Below are 16,131 nucleotides of genomic sequence, written 5' to 3'. Positions count from 1 at the left end.
TGGGAGTTCAACGCCAAGTAAGCCATGCATTTGCAGTTCTAAAATTCAGATGGGGTAAAAGAATCCCCACCTGAATTAAGAACTTGCTTCAAAAGGTATCGTAAAATTTTTTCATTTAATAATATTATTTTTAAAGGCAAATATAGCAATTTGAGTTCTGTCTCTAAGATTGAGTTTAGATAAGATTTCTGTAATGTAGTTTTTAACAGTTCCCTCTGTAACAAAGAGTTTTTGTGAAATTTCCTTATTACTTAAGCCTTCACTTATATTTTTTATTACATCAATTTCTCTAGCAGTCAGTGAAAAAGTATTTTTTATATCATCTATAGAGGTAGTCCTGTTTACAGAAGTATTTTGTATAACTTTTGATGCCACATTGGGATTCATTATAACATTTCCCAGGTAAACGCCTTTTATGCTGTCCATTATCACTTCATGTGAAGTATCTTTTAGCAAATATCCGCTTGCCCCAAACTTCATTGCATCAAAAATATACTCATCGTCATTAAAAGTAGTTAATATTAAAATTTTAGTATCTGGTGAAATTTCTTTTATAAGCTTAGTACCATAAACTCCATCAATTTTTGGCATTCTTATATCCATAAGAACTACATCTACCTCATTATCCTTACAAAGATTATATGCCTCTTCGCCATTGCCGCAAAGCCCTACAACTTTTATACATGGATCAGAGCCAATTATAATATTTAAACTGCTCCTTATTAACTTTTCATCATCAGCTATGACAATTTTTATTTCACTCACGGTTGTCCTCCTTTAAGGCATCTTCGAATAAATGCCCAGTCAGTATCTTTGACTTGCTATTTATTTTCACATGCCTAGTTCAGCTATATTTTTATTTCTAGGAATAAGTATATTTATTTCAAAGCCTCTATCTTCATGATTAATATATGAAAAGGTGCCGCCAATAAATGATATTCTCCTTTCCATATTGGTTAATCCAAATCCCTTTTCAATATTTTTAGCACAGATACCATTATCTCTAATATGTACATATATTTCACTTGATGAAAAATTCATATTTATAGTTATTTCAGTTGCTTGTCCATGTCTTATAGAGTTGCTAAAACATTCTTGAAAAACTCTATAGAGAGTAAAGCTTTGGTCTGAATTTAAATCATAATCATGTTTAGAAAGATTAAAATTTATTTTAACCTTGGAGTGTTTTTCAAAATTTATGATGAGCTCCTTTAATAAAAATACACCACTACCCTTATCAAAAGCTAAAGGAGTTAACTCTCTAACGGCACGCCGGACATCTTCAAGACCAGTTTTTGTGTATGACAACATATCATTTATCATATTTTCAGCTTCAGAGGGATTTGACTTCCATACAAATGGAACAGCTTGAAGCTGAATTATCAATGTAGATAAAGTATGTCCTACTGTATCATGTATTTCTCTTGAAATTCTATTCCTTTCTTTAAGAATAGTCATTTCTTCCACAGTAGAAGAATAATTTTCAAGTCTATTATAAGCATCCTTAAGCTTTTCCTCAGAAATTTTAATCTTATCATATAATTTTTGAGCTTCTATTTTTTTATCCCTTTGATTTTTTATATATCTTCCAAGAGAACTAAAGCCAATAACTACTAATGTGTTAAAAATTACGTTTATGTATACATACTTCTGAAGATTTGAATAGTCAGGATGTAAGCTTATTAAAACTACGGCTGCATATAAAATTAAATTCATAATTACTGATTCCATATTTTCCAGCATTGTAGACGCATCTATTATTGCTAAAAAGAAATAGATAAAAGTAAAACCTCTAAAGCTATTGTACAATAGGCATATAACAAATATCTCAAATAATATTGATATAATAATATATATCCTATGTTTCACAAAGAAATAAATTCTCAATTGTGTATTTATAATATAGATTAAAAGATATATAACTAATTTTAATATATCAAGATTTTTATTTACATTAAGCGTTACTATTGATAGAGAAATACAAAAAAATATGGAATATCTAATAAATAAAAATAAGTATTCATTTTCTTTTTTCATAGGTTTACCTCTTAGAAATTTTTATATTTCTTTCTTGAAATATATAAACTGTAAATCATCTAAGCCTTGAAATATCTCTTTTCTCGAAAAGTTTCCTTTTGTAAGTTCTTCATTGCTTTTTAAAAATAATTGCCTATAAAATTCTTTTCCAATATTCATAATATCCTCCTAATTCCTATTAATTTACTATTTCACATTGATAGGATAACAATTGCTTAATTCGACTTATAAGAAAGTTGCGAATTAATATTTTATTCTTTCTTTCTAAATCTATTACCAGTATTAGCATAAATTGCACCACCAACTAAAACGACAATGCCTAATGCTATAAGTATTATAGTCACAATATTTTTATAAGAAGATTTTAGGTAACCATTGCAAATAACTATTAGAGAAAACACAATTGCAAAAGATATAAGTAAATTACCAGTAAACTTACATACTGCTAACCTATCATATTCATTTTTTTCTTCTTCTGAAAGCATATTATATCCTGAAATCAACCACTCACCGTTTCCACTTCTTATAACAAATCCTAAAATGAAAAATATTAAAGACATAATTATACCTACTATCATATTATAATCCTCCAATTAATTATTTTGCCCTATTTTACTAGGTCGTCTTATAAGAAAGATATGACTTGACTTTAATTATAGATTATGCTCATAATCCACAAATGAAATTGCTTATTTCTTTGTTAACATCATCATAGTTATCCGCATTAGAAAAATGGGCCGCATCTTTAATTATATGCAATGGATAGCCCTCTTTTTTTGACCATGCTTCACAATATTGTTTCACTTTTCCTGTTTTATCATATTCACCGAGCAAAATCAGAACAGGAAAATCAAAATGTATTGATTCTTTTCTGTCAAAAACTCTGCCATAGGCTATACCCATTTGTTCAATAATTTCAGCCTTACTCAAAGGCTCAAGCATTTTAAGCATCATATCATATGCATATTGTGTTTTTGAAACCGATTTTGCCATACTATTGCGTAACATTTTATCAGTAAACCATTTTGCCATCGGTTCAACCTGTTTCAGCCACCATCTGTCTAATTCAGAATAGTAACTCAATCCTAATGGTGTGGTATCTAATGCAATAAACGCACTTACTTTCCCTGGACACTGTATTGCAAATTCCTGACTTGGGTATCCACCCATTGACATTCCAACCAATATAACCTGCTTAATATTCTCAGCATCAAGTATTGATTTCAATTCTATTGCGGTATTTTCATAAGAAAAGTTGGTATAGGGACGAGATTCTCCATGTAAAGGAACGTCCCATGTGATGACAGTATATTTGTTTGAAAAATAATCAACTTGTTTTTCAAACATCATATGATTTGCGGTTAAACCATGTGTAAAAACAATGCACCTTGCATTATCATCCATATTTCTATTTATCCAATAATGTGTTGCACCACGTTCTGATTTTATACTTTTATGCTCCACAGTTTATTTACCTCACTTTCCAAAATATAAATAATACTTAATTGGCCATATCTTACTGTTACGTCTTAAAAGAAGAAAGCGAATAATTCATATAGTATGAATTATTCAAATACTTTGGCTATTGAATAGTTACAATTATTATGTCTTGTTATACCTTATCAAATTACTTTTTGGAAATCTATTATATCTATTTTTCTTCCAAATTTCATAGCAATACCTTTGTAATGCGAACATTGTTCATATTCCAACTTTCTGAATAATTTAAGACTTGCAACATTCTCTCCAGAAATAGATACAATTATAGTTTCAAATTGATTTAGTCTCGCTATATTTTCCATATATCTGACTATTTCTTTACCATATCCTTTTCCTGTGAATTGAGGTTTTAAATATAACCCTAATTCTACAGTCTTATCATAGGCTATTTTTTCTCGAAATCGTGTTAAGAAACAGAAACCTATCAATTCATTATTAATATAAATTAAAAATGTTTTATATTTATTATTGTTCATGAATATACGATTTTTGAATTCTTCTAATGTGATTTTATCCCAATCAAATGTGGCTGTAGAATTCACTATGTAATAATTATAAATATCCAACATTATCTTCAGTTCATTCTCTTTTGCCTCTGTAAACCCGAATAAGTATGGTTCATTCATATACCATTTCCCCTTTGTGTATATTTACTAATTCGCATTATCTCGCTGGTACGTATCAATTTATATAGTAATTATAACTTGGATTAAATAGTATTTCCATATTTTATTATATAAAAATAGATGTAGCTCTATAAACTACATCTACAAAAATATTATAAAGGAGTATTACTCTATGAAAAAAGTTTGCTTTAGTTATATTATTTACATATAACTCCGCTTAGATTATTTTATTTTATTAATTAACTTTATCTTCAATATCTTCTTTTAGAGAATCACTTGAACCTAATGATATACTTACCTTTATAGCTTGTACTCATTTAATCACGATTCAGCTTTTTCATAGTTTAAATTATGAAAAATGCCATTGCGATTATAAAATATACCGTCATTAATTGTATCCCTTCGAGCCAATTGCACTCTCCATCACTGGAAACCTTACTTACTATAAATATTGAACTAATGAGAGCTATGAGTTCAAATTCATTAAATACTATGCTCATTGGCTTAAATAATAAGCTTATAAATATTAATACAGGGGCCACAAATAAAATTATTTGTAAACTAGAGCCTATAGATATCTCTACAGCAACATCCATTTTATTTTTTAAAGCCATAATAATGGCAGTACTATGTTCAGCAGCATTTCCTACAATAGGAATTAAAATAATTCCTACAAAGAACTCACTTAATCCAATAGCTTTTGACATTGGTTCAACTGAACCCACTAAAAATTCTGATTCCATAGCTATTAGAATAGTTGCTATAACTAAAACTAGAATAGAGAATTTTAGGGACCATTTAGTTTCTTTGTCAGAACTATCATGTTCAGTTCCATAAATATCTTTATGTGTATAGAAAGAAAATATAAGACCTAATATGTATACTAAAAGTAATATTATAGCAACACCAATGCTAAGACTTTCATATCGTGTAGATATTAGTTTACTGTCTATTGAATGCATAAATATTGCTGGAATACAAAGACCTATAACTGCAAGTAATAACATACTTGTAGACATGCCAATAGCTTTTTTATTAAATTTTTGAGATTTATATTTTAATCCACCGATAAACATACTAGCACCTAGTACTAACAAAGTATTACCAAGTACTGAACCAGCTATTGAAGCTTTTACTACATCATATAATCCAGCCCTGATAGCCAATATAGATATGATCAACTCAGTTGCATTTCCAAAGGTAGCATTTAAAAAACCACCTACTCTCGAACCAGCATAAGCAGCAATTTCCTCAGTTGCCTCACCCATAAGCCCTGCTAAGGGTATTATGGATAAACAGGATACTATAAATAATACCAGTGGATTATGAAATCCTATCACTTCTAAAACAATACTAATTGGAATAAAAACGAATAAAAATTTTAACCATTTCACTTTTAACAATCCTTTCAACTATTTATTCTCTATAAACAGAATTCTTGGCATCAGGTGGAGTTTTTACTCCATCTGATGCTTAGAAGTCGTTATCCAGGGACGTAGCCACTCTTTACTCCCACTTTGAAGAAGAGGGGAGTATTAGAGTGGGTAGTCCTCGGATAAATTGTGTAAAGTATATAACTTGTCCCATTATACCAGTTATTAGTACTTTCAATTTACTGTAATGGCAGGAGCTTAATCATAACAGTTATATATACCTTTTTCTCTTTTTCCTTTTGCTCCTCCACTTATGTAAGATCCTTCAACTACAGTTTTATAACCTTTCTTTATAACTATACTTTTAATATAATCTGCATGGGGGCATCGGTCATAGTGATAATTATCAGTTACCATACAGGATGATAGGTGAACCACAACTTCATCTTTACTAATATTATTTTTCTTATATGCTTTCTTAGAGAAATGTTCCAGCTTAGAAGCAACCCCTTTTCCACAGCATCCCCCACAAGTAAAAGAAATATATCTTGTATCGTCACCATAATCTTTAAAAGCTTCATCCTTATTGTAAAAAGCATTTGTACATACAAATCCACTGCATCTTCTATGTGCAATATCACATTGAATAATAACAACATATTTGGTATTCATATTTGTCCCTCCTGTAAAATTATTTAATTTCATTAATAGTATAATATCCTACAAATTAAGCTGACCTCAATCATACTTAAATACTATAGTATTGATCCTAATTTATCAACAAAAAAAGACAGAGCTAAAGCTCTGTATAAGTTTATATCGTCATTTTTAAATCTGTTTCTTAAAATATTTATCAGACATGCTTTGAATACCTGCTGCTATTCCCTTGAAGTGTCTTTTCTAAGTATTCTTCTTTTAAAAAATTTCCTTTAATAAGTTCTTCATCACTTTTTAAAAGCAAAATACAAAAGAAGTATATTATATAGTTATTTCTTTTTATTATCCTGACTTTTTAAAACTAAATCTATTTTTTTCAGAATCAATGAAGCAGAAGTACCAACGATTGCTGCAAGAAAAATAATTGCACATATAATTCCATATTCATAAGAGTGCTCACCATCACCATTTGCTAAAAGGTTTGCAACAATAAGTATAAAAATATATCCCAAAATAAAAATACCTATACCAATAAAAATAGATTTTTTCATATATCAATACCTCATTCTATAATCAAATTTTGCTGTTATAACTTATTGTATCTTGGATTAAATCTTATTTCCATATTTTATTTATAAATAAAAAGATAGTTTTCAACATTAAAAAGCATTTTTTAGTAATCCAGTATGAATTGTTGAAATTATTACGAATATTAAAAATCCAAAAACAATAAGCTGGAACAAAGCAATTGATTTATGTTTTTGATAAACAAAAGAATTAACTCCATTCAGTAACATAGCAATGGATAAACTTCCTTGAGTTAAAATACGAAACATAAAGCTATCGTTATGAATAATAGATAAAGCTGCAAATATAATAGTAAAGATTGAAGTAACTATAATAGCAATTATAATTGGCAGCTTCCTTTTAAGTTGATCTTTCATAATAATTACCTTTTCCTTTTATTTGATTATATATAATGTAGTAATTATACCTTGAATTAAAGAGTATTTCTAGACTCTATAGAATAAAAGAGATGTACCATAGAAGGCACATCTTAAAAAATAAAGTAAATAGAGTTTGAAATAAATTTTAGATTATTTACAGATATATGATTATGCTAGAGCGAGTCATTCTGAGTATGAGATTTATTTAAATAATTAGTGCCCCAATCACACATTAAATTTAGTATAAGGATTATGCTTTCTTCAAATCCTGAGAGTGAATACTCGGTTTTAGGAGGAACTACTGGATAAACAGTTCTGACAATTAGTCCATCACCTTCCAGTTCACGTAATTGTTGCGTAAGCATTTTGGAGTATCCTGAGGAATAATCTTCTGTAATTCATTAAAGCGCAAAGTTTTGTTTATCAAATGAAACAAAATGATTGCTTTGTATTTACCGCCGATTAAGCTTATAGGAGTTTCAATAGGATAGTTATATTGATATTCCTTAGATTGGGCAAAAATTATACTGATACTCTCGGGTTTATTATTCCGTACATTGCCACATCACAAATTCCCGTATTATTTCTATCTGCTTTTATCCTTGTCCCCTCGTATTTTAAACCACATTTCAGCATTACTTTCCCCGAATTTGGATTAAGTGGATCATGTCTTGACTCTATACGATTAACACCTACTTCTTGAAAGAAAAATTGTATTAAAGCTTTAAATGCTTCCGAAGTGATACCTTGATTCCAATATTTACTACCAATGCAATAACCTATTTCTACAGCTTCAATATTTTCTTTATAGTCAACTACACCAATACTACCAATAGCTTCTCCTGTGTTTTTGAGTTCGATACACCATTGATAGTTTTTATCATTGGAATAGTCTTTTATCCACGTATCAATTACTCTACGACTTACTTCTATCTCTTTATGAGTGGGCCAAGTTAAGAATTTGGTTACCTTATCATCGCTTGCCCAATTTTTGTACATATCATCAACATCTGATAGTGTAAACTTCCGTAATATAAGTCTTTTAGTTTCTATGGTTTTTGTTCCTAACTTTTTCATATAGAACTCTCCTTTTCATACATTATTTATAAATCATCTTTAATTTACTGTTAATTACCAATATATTAACACATAATTAGTTTCATATTATACCTAATCATTATCATAAGCATCAATTGCTATTAGTAAACCTTATATTATTTTATATTTCTGCATTTTCCACAGCAGGCAATCCCACTAAATAGGAAGAACTATTTTCATTATTATTCTATACAGCCTATAATTTATTTAAAAAATATCATTATATAGATCAGCTTACATCCAATCTCTAATTAAATATCATCCTCAATAAGGCCAGAGAAATTACTCCTACTATAACTGTCAGTAGTAAATTATTCTTTTTTATGGCTATTATCATTGTAGGAATTACTGCTATTGCTTCATATGTATTTATACTCACTTTGTTATTAACAATGAAAAGCTCTGATACTACTAAAGTTGATAAAATAGCTATAGGAATAAATTTTAAAAATTTAGATATTCTGTCATTTAAATTGATTTTAGAAATAAACATTACAGGCAGTATTCTGGGTAATATTGTAACTATTGTCCCTCCTATAATTATTGTCCATATATAAATATTCATTTGTCTATCACCATCCCTATAAGAGCTCCCGCTATTGAAGCTATCATTATTGCCGTATTTACTGAGATAAACTTAATTAGTGCTATTAGAATTATAACAGTTGAAAAAATAATAATTATAGAATTTTTTTTATTGCTCTGTTCTTTTATACTGGAAATTAAAAGTCCTATAAACATAGCTGGAAGTGCAAAATCTAGACCAAATACTTTGTAATTATATATTAAACTTCCAAAAGAAGCACCTAGAAAGGTAGCAAATATCCAATTTAAATATGCTGTTATATTAATTCCAAGCATCCACTTATAACTAATCCTATTTTCAATACTGCCCTTTGTTGATGCCAAAACAAATGTTTCATCTGTCAAAAGAATACCTGAGATAAAATTTTTTAGAAGTGAATTACCTTTAAAATATGGTGCAATTGATGCACTCATAAGCAGATGTCTTAGATTCACTAAAAATATTGTTAATATTACACTTGGAGCAGATACTATTGATAGTATCATACTTGCAGCTATAAATTGTGAAGAACCTGCATATATAAAAGTACTCATTGCAACAATCTGTAAAATTGTCATTCCGCAGGATTTACTTACAACTCCACAGGCAAAACCTATACTTAAATATCCGAATATTGTTGGAATACAATCTTTTATACCTTGAAAAAATAAAGAATTTCCTGAAAAATACTCCTTTTCTTTAATCATAATATGCCCCTTATAATTTTAATATTTGTATGATATAATAAATATGTTGTACGTTATAACTTACTATAATTATATATAACTATTTATTAAATTTGTCAAGAGGTGGCATTCATAATGAATTTAAATTCAATTATTTCTTCAAACTTGAAAAGATTAAGAGGAGAAAGAAAACTAAGCCTAAGTAAACTTTCGGAACTTTCAGGTGTGAGTAAAGTTATGCTTGGACAAATTGAACGTGGAGAATCAAATCCTACAATTAATACCATATGGAAAATATCAAAAGGTCTAAAGGTACCCTATACATACCTTATTGATGAGCATATATCAAATGCAATTTTAGTAAAGAAACAAGATACTATAGAACAACTTAGTGAAAATGGCAAATATAAAGTCTATAATTATTTCTCTATAAATAATAAAAGAAATTTTGAACTTTTTACTGCTGTACTGGATGTAAAGAGTTCCTATTATTCTGAAGGACATGGGGAAAAAAGTGAGGAATATATACTTATTTCTAGCGGAGAACTTATATTAGACACTGAAGATAAAGAATATATTTTAGACATGGGGGATTCTATACAATTTGATTCTTCCATACCTCACAGGTACATAAATAATTCTGATTCCATAGTTGAAATGGTCATCATAAATCACTATTATTTATAGCACTCCAGTGATATATAATTGGAAAGGAAAGAATTACACCCCTAGGGTGCAATTTTTTTTAAAACTTTTCTTTAACAATATAATCAATAATTTTTTTATATTGGTTCTCATACATTTAACATCATTTATAGATAATTCAAGAATTTCTTGGTACCTCTCCATATTTGCAATTTGCACTTTTATTTTATCTAAATGTTCTGTAAATATCTTTCCAATTTCTTTAGGATTCAGTAATACTTCCTTGATTTTCTATACTGGTATATTAAAACTTCTTAGCACAGAAATTTGCTTTAATTTTTCAGTGCCTTCTTCTATATAAACTCTATAATTATTATTTATTTTTACAGAAGGATTGATTAATTCACTTTCTTCATAATATCATAATTTATCAACATATATAAATTCAGTATAACAAATATTATTAACACTCGTTCACTTATAGTTAATAAATATTTTACATTACAATATTTTTAATGATATACTACAATTATACATATTACGCATAAGGAGGAACTTATATGAAGTTAAATGACAATAATTTATTAAGACGTAGATGGTTTCAAATTCTAATAGCAATTATTATTTTTTTCGTGCTATCAACTATATCCATGAGAACAGGAGGAATATTTTTAATTACATGCTCAGTTTTATACAGTTTTTATTTATTTAAGAAAAGTGCTAAATTTCAAAAACGGTCAAAAATCATAAAATCTCTCTGTGCAATAGGTCTTTTATTTGTACTTCTTTTTGGAGCAATATTCACATCAGTTTCACCTGCTGAACAAAAATCTCTAGCTGCTAACAGTGCGACTAAATCACAAAACGAGTTAAAGGCTAAACAAAAATCACAAGCTGATGCCAAAGCTAATGTTGAGGCAAAAGAAAGATCTGATGAAAAGTCTAAAGCTGACGCTGAGGTTCAAGCTAAAGCTCAAGAAGATGCTAAGGCTAAAGCTGATGCCGAGGCACAAGCTAAGGCCCAGGAAGAAGCAAAGGCCAAAGCTGATGCTGAGGCGCAAGCTAAAGCCCAGGAAGAGGCAAAAGTCAAAGCTGACGCTGAGGCGCAAGCTAAGGCTCAACAAGATGCTAAGACTAAAGCTGCTTCCCAAGCACAACAAGTTGCTCAAGTTCAAAAAACTACACCAAATACACAAGCTTCTGCTCAGAATAATCCAAACTCAAACGCATCAGTAGGACAAGCTTCCTCTTCAAACGAGCAGGCATTAATTAAAGGGCATATAGACAGTAAAGGCACTAAAATATATCATCTTCCAGGTGACCCCTACTACGATAGAACTACCCACGTTAGTCAATGGTTTAGAACGGAACAAGAAGCTCAAGCTGCTGGGTACAGACATATATTAAAATAGTTTTCTTTCATAGTTTATTTTTAGTTGTTTATAAAAAAAAGGATTTAACACTGATAATAAAATTAAACTCAATGTTAAACCTTTTTTTCATAGAAACAGAATTTTCAGCTCAAGCTATCACCATTCAGCTATAGTTCCATCATAATTTTTCCACTTAGGATTTGTCCATACCAGACCCTCCAGTGCAATCTTTTCTACAAATTCTTCATCAATTTCTAGTCCAAGTCCTGGCTTTTTAGGTATGTCTACATAGCCATCTTTATATTGAAATATTTCCTTGTTTTTTACGAAATCTAAGAGATCAAAACCTTTATTGTAGTGTATTCCAAGACTCTGTTCCTGTATAAATACATTTGGTGTACACACATCCATTTGCAGAGTTGCAGCAAGAGCTATAGGTCCATAAGGTGCGTGAGGTGCTACTGCTATATCAAAGGATTCTGCCATGGCAGCTATCTTTCTTGCTTCAAGAATACCCCCTGTCAGTGCAAGATCAGGCTGAATAATATCTATAACTCCGCTTTTTAAGATATTTTTGAACTGCCATCTTGTACACAGCCTTTCCCCAGTAGCCAGCGGCGTAGATGTATATTTTGCTACCTCTGTAAAGGCTTCTTCATTTTCTGGAAGCACAACCTCTTCAAGGAACATTAGCTTGTAAGGCTCCAATTCTTTTGCCAGTACCTTTGCCATTGGCTTGTGAACTCTTCCATGAAAGTCTACTCCTATATTGAGATCATAACCTACTTCTTCTCTAATAGATGCAACTCTGTCCACTACTGACTGCACTTTCTTAAAGGAGTCTATATAGTGCAATTCCTCTGTGGCATTCATTTTTACTGCCTGGAAGCCCCTATTTTTTCTGTCCAGTGCTTCTTTAACAACTTCCGATGGTCTGTCCCCTCCTATCCAGGAGTATACCATGAGCCTGTCTCTTGCTGCTCCTCCCAAGAATTCATACACAGGTATATTAAAGTATTTACCCTTAATATCCCATAGTGCCATTTCTATTCCTGATATTACTGTCATGTTAATTGGACCACCTCTAAAGAAGGAGCGGTACAATTCCTGCCACAATCTCTCTATTTCAAAAGGATTTCTACCTATAAGATATTCTCCCATTTCCTTGGCTCCAGCTACTACTGTTTCTGTTTTAGTACCTGAAATCAATTCCCCCCAACCTTCAATACCTTCATCTGTACTTATCTTTACAAATATCCATCTTGGTTTTATTTTATATACCTTTAATCCTGTTATTTTCATTTATTACATACCTCCAGAACTATATTAAAATTCTATTATAGATATCCAATTTCATAATTAAATATTGATAATTATGAATGTATTTTAAAACCTAGATTTTGAAATCATAAATTTATATTTCAAGTTGGATATCTATATTAATTTTCAAAACTTAATTCTTATGCTTAAAAGTATTTTTAATACATATTTATAAATATTTTCCCAAAAATAGCCGTTGTTATTTCATGATTAACCATGCATATCATTTAATGTTGCCTAACTCGATATCCTTAAGTCTATATAAATTATCCATAGACATGCTACTGTTAATATATTTTTAGAGATTTACAATTACAACGGCTAACAATGAAATATCCTATTCTAAAACTGGATTCTTACTTTCACTTTCTGCTAATTTTTTATCCTGTTTTTTCTTATAAACTACATCAAGGTAGAACCATATTGCTGCAAATGCTGCAATAAAGACAGGCACTGTAAATATTATATTTCCTGTAAACACTTCAAATACTATAAAGCTTACAGTTAAACTTGTTGCAGCAAAAGAGGAGATAAGAGCACCACCTGCCATAGATAAGTTTATTCCAGTAGATTTTGCAAGTTCTGTCAGTACTGGTGCTGTCTTAGTTCCTGCCAATAATATTGCTCCTGTACAGGCAAGACCTATAATTATATTCTTTATAAGATTACCTCTGGTGAGAGCTACTACCAAAGCTACTCTAAAGGGAACAACTGCTAGATCTGCAAAGGGAAGTACTCTGTTACCTGGCATAACTACTGCTAAAGCTATAGTAAGTGGTATTACTATAAGAGATGTAGTTATAACTTCTGCATTTCCAACTACTACTGCTGCATCTAGTCCTATGAGGAATTTTCTTCCCTTAAATTTAGTTTTAGTAAATTTCTTTGCTGCCTCTGAAATTGGCATTAAGCCTTCCATAAATAATGAAGTCATCTTAGGAATAAGTACCATTACTGCTGCCATATTAACAGCTATAGAAAGTATTTTAGTTATATCATATTTTGCAAGAGCTCCTATAACTCCCCCTAAAATAAGTCCCATAATCATTGGCTCACCAAAGAAACCAAGATATTTTTTAGCATCCTTTATATCAAAATCAATTTTATTGATGCCGGGAATTCTATCCAAAATCATATTTAAAGGTACTGCTACTACTAATGATGATAGGGCTGATACCGTTGGAAGAGACACTCCAGGCAGTCCAAAGTAATCCTTTACAAGATGTTCAGTCCAATCTGACATCTTAAATGTAATCACTGCCATTGATATAGTTGCAGCTATTCCTAGAGCAACATTTTTTGTAACAAAATAAGTCATTATTCCAACTATAGCCATATGATGATAATTCCATATGTCAACGTCTAGTGTATTGGTTTTCTTCAATATGAGTAAGACTATATTACTAAGCAATATAACAAATATTAAAATGGCAATTATAGGTGATGACCAAGTTATTGCTGCTATGGCACCCCAACCTACATCTAATGCATCCAGCCTGATTCCTATGTTTTTTACCATAGCCTGTGCTGCCGGCCCAAGATTTGATGAAAGAAGACCTATTACTAGATTAATTCCTGCAAAGCCTATACCTACTGTAAGTCCTGATCTAAATGCCTTTGCAGGTTTTACTCTGAATACAAGTCCTATGGCAAAAATAATAAGTGGGAGCATGACAGTAGCTCCTGCCTTTAGTAATATATTAAATGCTTGAAAAAATATCATTATAAGACCCCCTAATCTATAAACTCATCTTATTTTAGTGCGTTTACAATTTCCTCTATTGTTTCTTCCTCTCCAAAACCTGTTAATAATGACATTGCTCCTATAACTGGAACGTTTACAGCTTCACCTTCAAATTTACCTGTAGTAACTAATAAATCATAATCTGCAACCTTTGATTCTACTTCTAAAAGTTTACATTGAGTTACTGCTATATTTAAGCCTTGATCTTCACAAGCTTCTCTGATTTTAGTTGCTACAACTGTTGATGTTGCTATTCCATTTCCACATGCTACTAATACTCTTTTCATTTCAATTCCCCCTAATATCTTTTTAGTAATTTAATTATATTTATTATTTTTCAGTTTTATATTTTTATAAATTATACTTTTTTTAAAATGTTTAATTTGATTATTTATTCATTAAATTAAAAATGTTAATCACAGTTAATTTGCTATAAGGTATGGCGTCAATTCATCAATAATTTCCTCATCTGAAGAAGCTTTAACTATTTGTTTTAATAACTCAGAATTTTGTATAAGCTTTACTATTTTCTGAAGCATTTCAATATGACCATGAGGTTCACTAAGGGCCAGCATAATTATAATACTTACATTTAATTTTTTATCAGGATCATCCATGGCTCTGAATTCCACTGGATTTTTTAACACTCCCACAGCTAAACTTGCCTTGTTTACCAATTTATGATCTGCATGGGGTATTGCTATTTTAACATCTATAGAAGGCAGTGCCGTTGGATAATCATTTTCCCTGTCTAAAATAGCCTTCTCATATTCCTTTTTTACATAACCCTTTTCCCAAAGTTTTGTAGCTAAAAACCTTAAAGCCTCTGTATTATCTCTAAATTCTAAATTCTTAAATACCAAATCTTTTGAAAAATAAACTTCACCACTCATCTTTTACACCCTCTAACCTATCTTTTCTTCAAATTCTTTTAAGGATTTTATTAGTCCTTCTATATTTTCCTTCAATATATCATCCTTATTAAATACACCGGAACCTATTCCTAGAAAATCTGCCCCTTTAGTGAAAAACTCTTTTGCATTTTCTTTATTAATGCCTCCTACTGCCATTAAAGGCAATTCACCTAATGGTGCTTTAACATCTTTAAAGAATCTGCTGCCGCATTCCACCGCTGGGAAAACCTTTACTATGTCCGCCCCATCTTCAAAGGACTTATATATTTCTGTAGGACTCATTGCTCCTGGTACTGTTATTACTGAGTTTTCCTTACAATGGTCTATTATTTCTTTAGATAATAAAACTGGTGAAAGGATAAATTCAGCTCCTGCATTAATTGCTTTTTTTGCATTTTCTAAGTTAGTAACAGTACCAGCCCCTATGTGAATTTTATCTCCATATTTTTCATGAAAATCATGAATCATGTCTATAGCGTTTTCAGTATTCATTGTAATTTCTACTGAATTCACTTTACTTTGTAATAATGCCTTAATAACTGTTTCTGCCTGGCTGTAAGTATAGCCCCTTAAAATAATAGTGACTTTTGGAAAGTTTTTTGTATTCATTTATTTCACCTCCTTGGTTACACTATTATATATAGCA

General features: G+C 30.3%; 20 protein-coding genes and 1 pseudogene. 2 read left to right on the top strand and 19 right to left on the bottom strand.

All coding sequences use genetic code 11. The features are described from left to right. Nucleotides 1–111: 111 nt before the first annotated feature. The 14 genes and pseudogenes from ABF633_RS15715 to ABF633_RS15650 all read right to left on the bottom strand — a co-directional run bounded on the left by ABF633_RS15715 (nucleotide 112) and on the right by ABF633_RS15650 (nucleotide 9,510). The gene (locus ABF633_RS15715) at nucleotides 112–765 is read right to left on the bottom strand and encodes a response regulator (protein WP_415524837.1); all 654 of its coding nucleotides are present in this window, start codon (nucleotides 763–765) and stop codon (nucleotides 112–114) included. A gap of 66 nt (nucleotides 766–831) precedes the next feature. Then, complete coding sequence (locus tag ABF633_RS15710; protein ID WP_415524836.1) at nucleotides 832–2,037, bottom strand: sensor histidine kinase; 1,206 nt, start codon at nucleotides 2,035–2,037, stop codon at nucleotides 832–834. A 21-nt stretch (nucleotides 2,038–2,058) separates the two neighbouring features. After that, nucleotides 2,059–2,196 carry a DUF6483 family protein gene (locus tag ABF633_RS15705; RefSeq protein ID WP_415524835.1) on the bottom strand — a complete coding sequence of 46 codons (138 nt, stop codon included), beginning with the start codon at nucleotides 2,194–2,196 and terminating at the stop codon, nucleotides 2,059–2,061. Nucleotides 2,197–2,288: 92 nt separating this feature from the next. Continuing rightward, the gene (locus tag ABF633_RS15700; protein ID WP_415523624.1) at nucleotides 2,289–2,615 is read right to left on the bottom strand and encodes a DUF3784 domain-containing protein; all 327 of its coding nucleotides are present in this window, start codon (nucleotides 2,613–2,615) and stop codon (nucleotides 2,289–2,291) included. A gap of 88 nt (nucleotides 2,616–2,703) precedes the next feature. Continuing rightward, entirely contained in the window at nucleotides 2,704–3,501 is a 798-nt protein-coding gene (locus ABF633_RS15695) for an alpha/beta fold hydrolase (RefSeq protein ID WP_415524834.1), read from the bottom strand. 158 nt (nucleotides 3,502–3,659) lie between these two features. Further along, nucleotides 3,660–4,163: a GNAT family N-acetyltransferase gene (locus ABF633_RS15690; protein ID WP_415524833.1), complete on the bottom strand. Its 504-nt coding sequence runs from the start codon at nucleotides 4,161–4,163 to the stop codon at nucleotides 3,660–3,662. Nucleotides 4,164–4,507: 344 nt separating this feature from the next. Further along, complete coding sequence (cax, locus tag ABF633_RS15685) at nucleotides 4,508–5,557, bottom strand: calcium/proton exchanger (protein ID WP_415524832.1); 1,050 nt, start codon at nucleotides 5,555–5,557, stop codon at nucleotides 4,508–4,510. Between the two features lie 237 nt (nucleotides 5,558–5,794). Next, nucleotides 5,795–6,208: a CGGC domain-containing protein gene (locus tag ABF633_RS15680; RefSeq protein ID WP_415524831.1), complete on the bottom strand. Its 414-nt coding sequence runs from the start codon at nucleotides 6,206–6,208 to the stop codon at nucleotides 5,795–5,797. A 314-nt stretch (nucleotides 6,209–6,522) separates the two neighbouring features. Next, nucleotides 6,523–6,744: a hypothetical protein gene (locus tag ABF633_RS15675; RefSeq protein ID WP_415524830.1), complete on the bottom strand. Its 222-nt coding sequence runs from the start codon at nucleotides 6,742–6,744 to the stop codon at nucleotides 6,523–6,525. A 108-nt stretch (nucleotides 6,745–6,852) separates the two neighbouring features. Further along, nucleotides 6,853–7,137 (bottom strand): hypothetical protein, encoded by a 285-nt coding sequence (locus ABF633_RS15670; protein WP_415524829.1) that lies wholly within the window; start codon nucleotides 7,135–7,137, stop codon nucleotides 6,853–6,855. Nucleotides 7,138–7,313: 176 nt separating this feature from the next. Further along, a pseudogene (locus tag ABF633_RS15665) lies at nucleotides 7,314–7,663 on the bottom strand (winged helix-turn-helix transcriptional regulator). Then, nucleotides 7,663–8,217: a GNAT family N-acetyltransferase gene (locus ABF633_RS15660; protein WP_415524828.1), complete on the bottom strand. Its 555-nt coding sequence runs from the start codon at nucleotides 8,215–8,217 to the stop codon at nucleotides 7,663–7,665. The pseudogene ABF633_RS15665 and the gene ABF633_RS15660 overlap by 1 nt, the downstream one beginning before the upstream one ends. Nucleotides 8,218–8,485: 268 nt before the next feature. Then, the gene (locus tag ABF633_RS15655) at nucleotides 8,486–8,803 is read right to left on the bottom strand and encodes an AzlD domain-containing protein (RefSeq protein WP_415524827.1); all 318 of its coding nucleotides are present in this window, start codon (nucleotides 8,801–8,803) and stop codon (nucleotides 8,486–8,488) included. After that, entirely contained in the window at nucleotides 8,800–9,510 is a 711-nt protein-coding gene (locus ABF633_RS15650) for an AzlC family ABC transporter permease (RefSeq protein WP_415524826.1), read from the bottom strand. The genes ABF633_RS15655 and ABF633_RS15650 overlap by 4 nt, the downstream gene beginning before the upstream one ends. Before the next feature lie 114 nt (nucleotides 9,511–9,624). Here ABF633_RS15650 and ABF633_RS15645 point away from each other — a divergent pair, with 114 nt between their 5' ends. Beyond that, nucleotides 9,625–10,176 (top strand): helix-turn-helix domain-containing protein, encoded by a 552-nt coding sequence (locus ABF633_RS15645; RefSeq protein WP_415524825.1) that lies wholly within the window; start codon nucleotides 9,625–9,627, stop codon nucleotides 10,174–10,176. A 518-nt stretch (nucleotides 10,177–10,694) separates the two neighbouring features. Further along, nucleotides 10,695–11,546 (top strand): hypothetical protein, encoded by an 852-nt coding sequence (locus ABF633_RS15640; RefSeq protein WP_415524824.1) that lies wholly within the window; start codon nucleotides 10,695–10,697, stop codon nucleotides 11,544–11,546. A 117-nt stretch (nucleotides 11,547–11,663) separates the two neighbouring features. On the opposite strand, the gene dgoD is transcribed toward ABF633_RS15640, so the two are convergent. From dgoD to ABF633_RS15615, 5 genes are all read right to left on the bottom strand, one after another. Beyond that, complete coding sequence (dgoD, locus tag ABF633_RS15635) at nucleotides 11,664–12,809, bottom strand: galactonate dehydratase (RefSeq protein WP_415524823.1); 1,146 nt, start codon at nucleotides 12,807–12,809, stop codon at nucleotides 11,664–11,666. A gap of 355 nt (nucleotides 12,810–13,164) precedes the next feature. Beyond that, entirely contained in the window at nucleotides 13,165–14,550 is a 1,386-nt protein-coding gene (locus tag ABF633_RS15630; protein WP_415524822.1) for a PTS galactitol transporter subunit IIC, read from the bottom strand. 29 nt (nucleotides 14,551–14,579) lie between these two features. Continuing rightward, entirely contained in the window at nucleotides 14,580–14,858 is a 279-nt protein-coding gene (locus ABF633_RS15625; protein ID WP_415524821.1) for a PTS sugar transporter subunit IIB, read from the bottom strand. Between the two features lie 135 nt (nucleotides 14,859–14,993). Next, entirely contained in the window at nucleotides 14,994–15,464 is a 471-nt protein-coding gene (locus ABF633_RS15620) for a PTS sugar transporter subunit IIA (protein WP_415524820.1), read from the bottom strand. Between the two features lie 12 nt (nucleotides 15,465–15,476). Continuing rightward, nucleotides 15,477–16,094, bottom strand: a complete 618-nt coding sequence (locus tag ABF633_RS15615) for a bifunctional 4-hydroxy-2-oxoglutarate aldolase/2-dehydro-3-deoxy-phosphogluconate aldolase (protein WP_415524819.1) — start codon at nucleotides 16,092–16,094, stop codon at nucleotides 15,477–15,479. Nucleotides 16,095–16,131 lie beyond the last annotated feature (37 nt).

Source organism: Clostridium sp. (assembly GCF_047718555.1).
Classification (GTDB): domain Bacteria; phylum Bacillota; class Clostridia; order Clostridiales; family Clostridiaceae; genus Clostridium_I.
The sequence above is the reverse complement of the archived record's forward strand: the minus strand, read 5'-3'. Positions and strand labels throughout refer to the sequence as shown.

What these genes read in the sequence shown, in the direction of transcription:
- ABF633_RS15710 (WP_415524836.1), bottom strand. Translation starts at nt 2,037, where the DNA reads ATGAAAAAAGAAAATGAATACTTATTTTTATTTATTAGATATTCCATA.
- ABF633_RS15705 (WP_415524835.1), bottom strand. Translation starts at nt 2,196, where the DNA reads ATGAATATTGGAAAAGAATTTTATAGGCAATTATTTTTAAAAAGCAAT.
- ABF633_RS15700 (WP_415523624.1), bottom strand. Translation starts at nt 2,615, where the DNA reads ATGATAGTAGGTATAATTATGTCTTTAATATTTTTCATTTTAGGATTT.
- ABF633_RS15690 (WP_415524833.1), bottom strand. Translation starts at nt 4,163, where the DNA reads ATGAATGAACCATACTTATTCGGGTTTACAGAGGCAAAAGAGAATGAA.
- ABF633_RS15680 (WP_415524831.1), bottom strand. Translation starts at nt 6,208, where the DNA reads ATGAATACCAAATATGTTGTTATTATTCAATGTGATATTGCACATAGA.
- ABF633_RS15675 (WP_415524830.1), bottom strand. Translation starts at nt 6,744, where the DNA reads ATGAAAAAATCTATTTTTATTGGTATAGGTATTTTTATTTTGGGATAT.
- ABF633_RS15670 (WP_415524829.1), bottom strand. Translation starts at nt 7,137, where the DNA reads ATGAAAGATCAACTTAAAAGGAAGCTGCCAATTATAATTGCTATTATA.
- ABF633_RS15660 (WP_415524828.1), bottom strand. Translation starts at nt 8,217, where the DNA reads ATGAAAAAGTTAGGAACAAAAACCATAGAAACTAAAAGACTTATATTA.
- ABF633_RS15655 (WP_415524827.1), bottom strand. Translation starts at nt 8,803, where the DNA reads ATGAATATTTATATATGGACAATAATTATAGGAGGGACAATAGTTACA.
- ABF633_RS15650 (WP_415524826.1), bottom strand. Translation starts at nt 9,510, where the DNA reads ATGATTAAAGAAAAGGAGTATTTTTCAGGAAATTCTTTATTTTTTCAA.
- ABF633_RS15645 (WP_415524825.1), top strand. Translation starts at nt 9,625, where the DNA reads ATGAATTTAAATTCAATTATTTCTTCAAACTTGAAAAGATTAAGAGGA.
- ABF633_RS15640 (WP_415524824.1), top strand. Translation starts at nt 10,695, where the DNA reads ATGAAGTTAAATGACAATAATTTATTAAGACGTAGATGGTTTCAAATT.
- dgoD (WP_415524823.1), bottom strand. Translation starts at nt 12,809, where the DNA reads ATGAAAATAACAGGATTAAAGGTATATAAAATAAAACCAAGATGGATA.
- ABF633_RS15630 (WP_415524822.1), bottom strand. Translation starts at nt 14,550, where the DNA reads ATGATATTTTTTCAAGCATTTAATATATTACTAAAGGCAGGAGCTACT.
- ABF633_RS15625 (WP_415524821.1), bottom strand. Translation starts at nt 14,858, where the DNA reads ATGAAAAGAGTATTAGTAGCATGTGGAAATGGAATAGCAACATCAACA.
- ABF633_RS15620 (WP_415524820.1), bottom strand. Translation starts at nt 15,464, where the DNA reads ATGAGTGGTGAAGTTTATTTTTCAAAAGATTTGGTATTTAAGAATTTA.
- ABF633_RS15615 (WP_415524819.1), bottom strand. Translation starts at nt 16,094, where the DNA reads ATGAATACAAAAAACTTTCCAAAAGTCACTATTATTTTAAGGGGCTAT.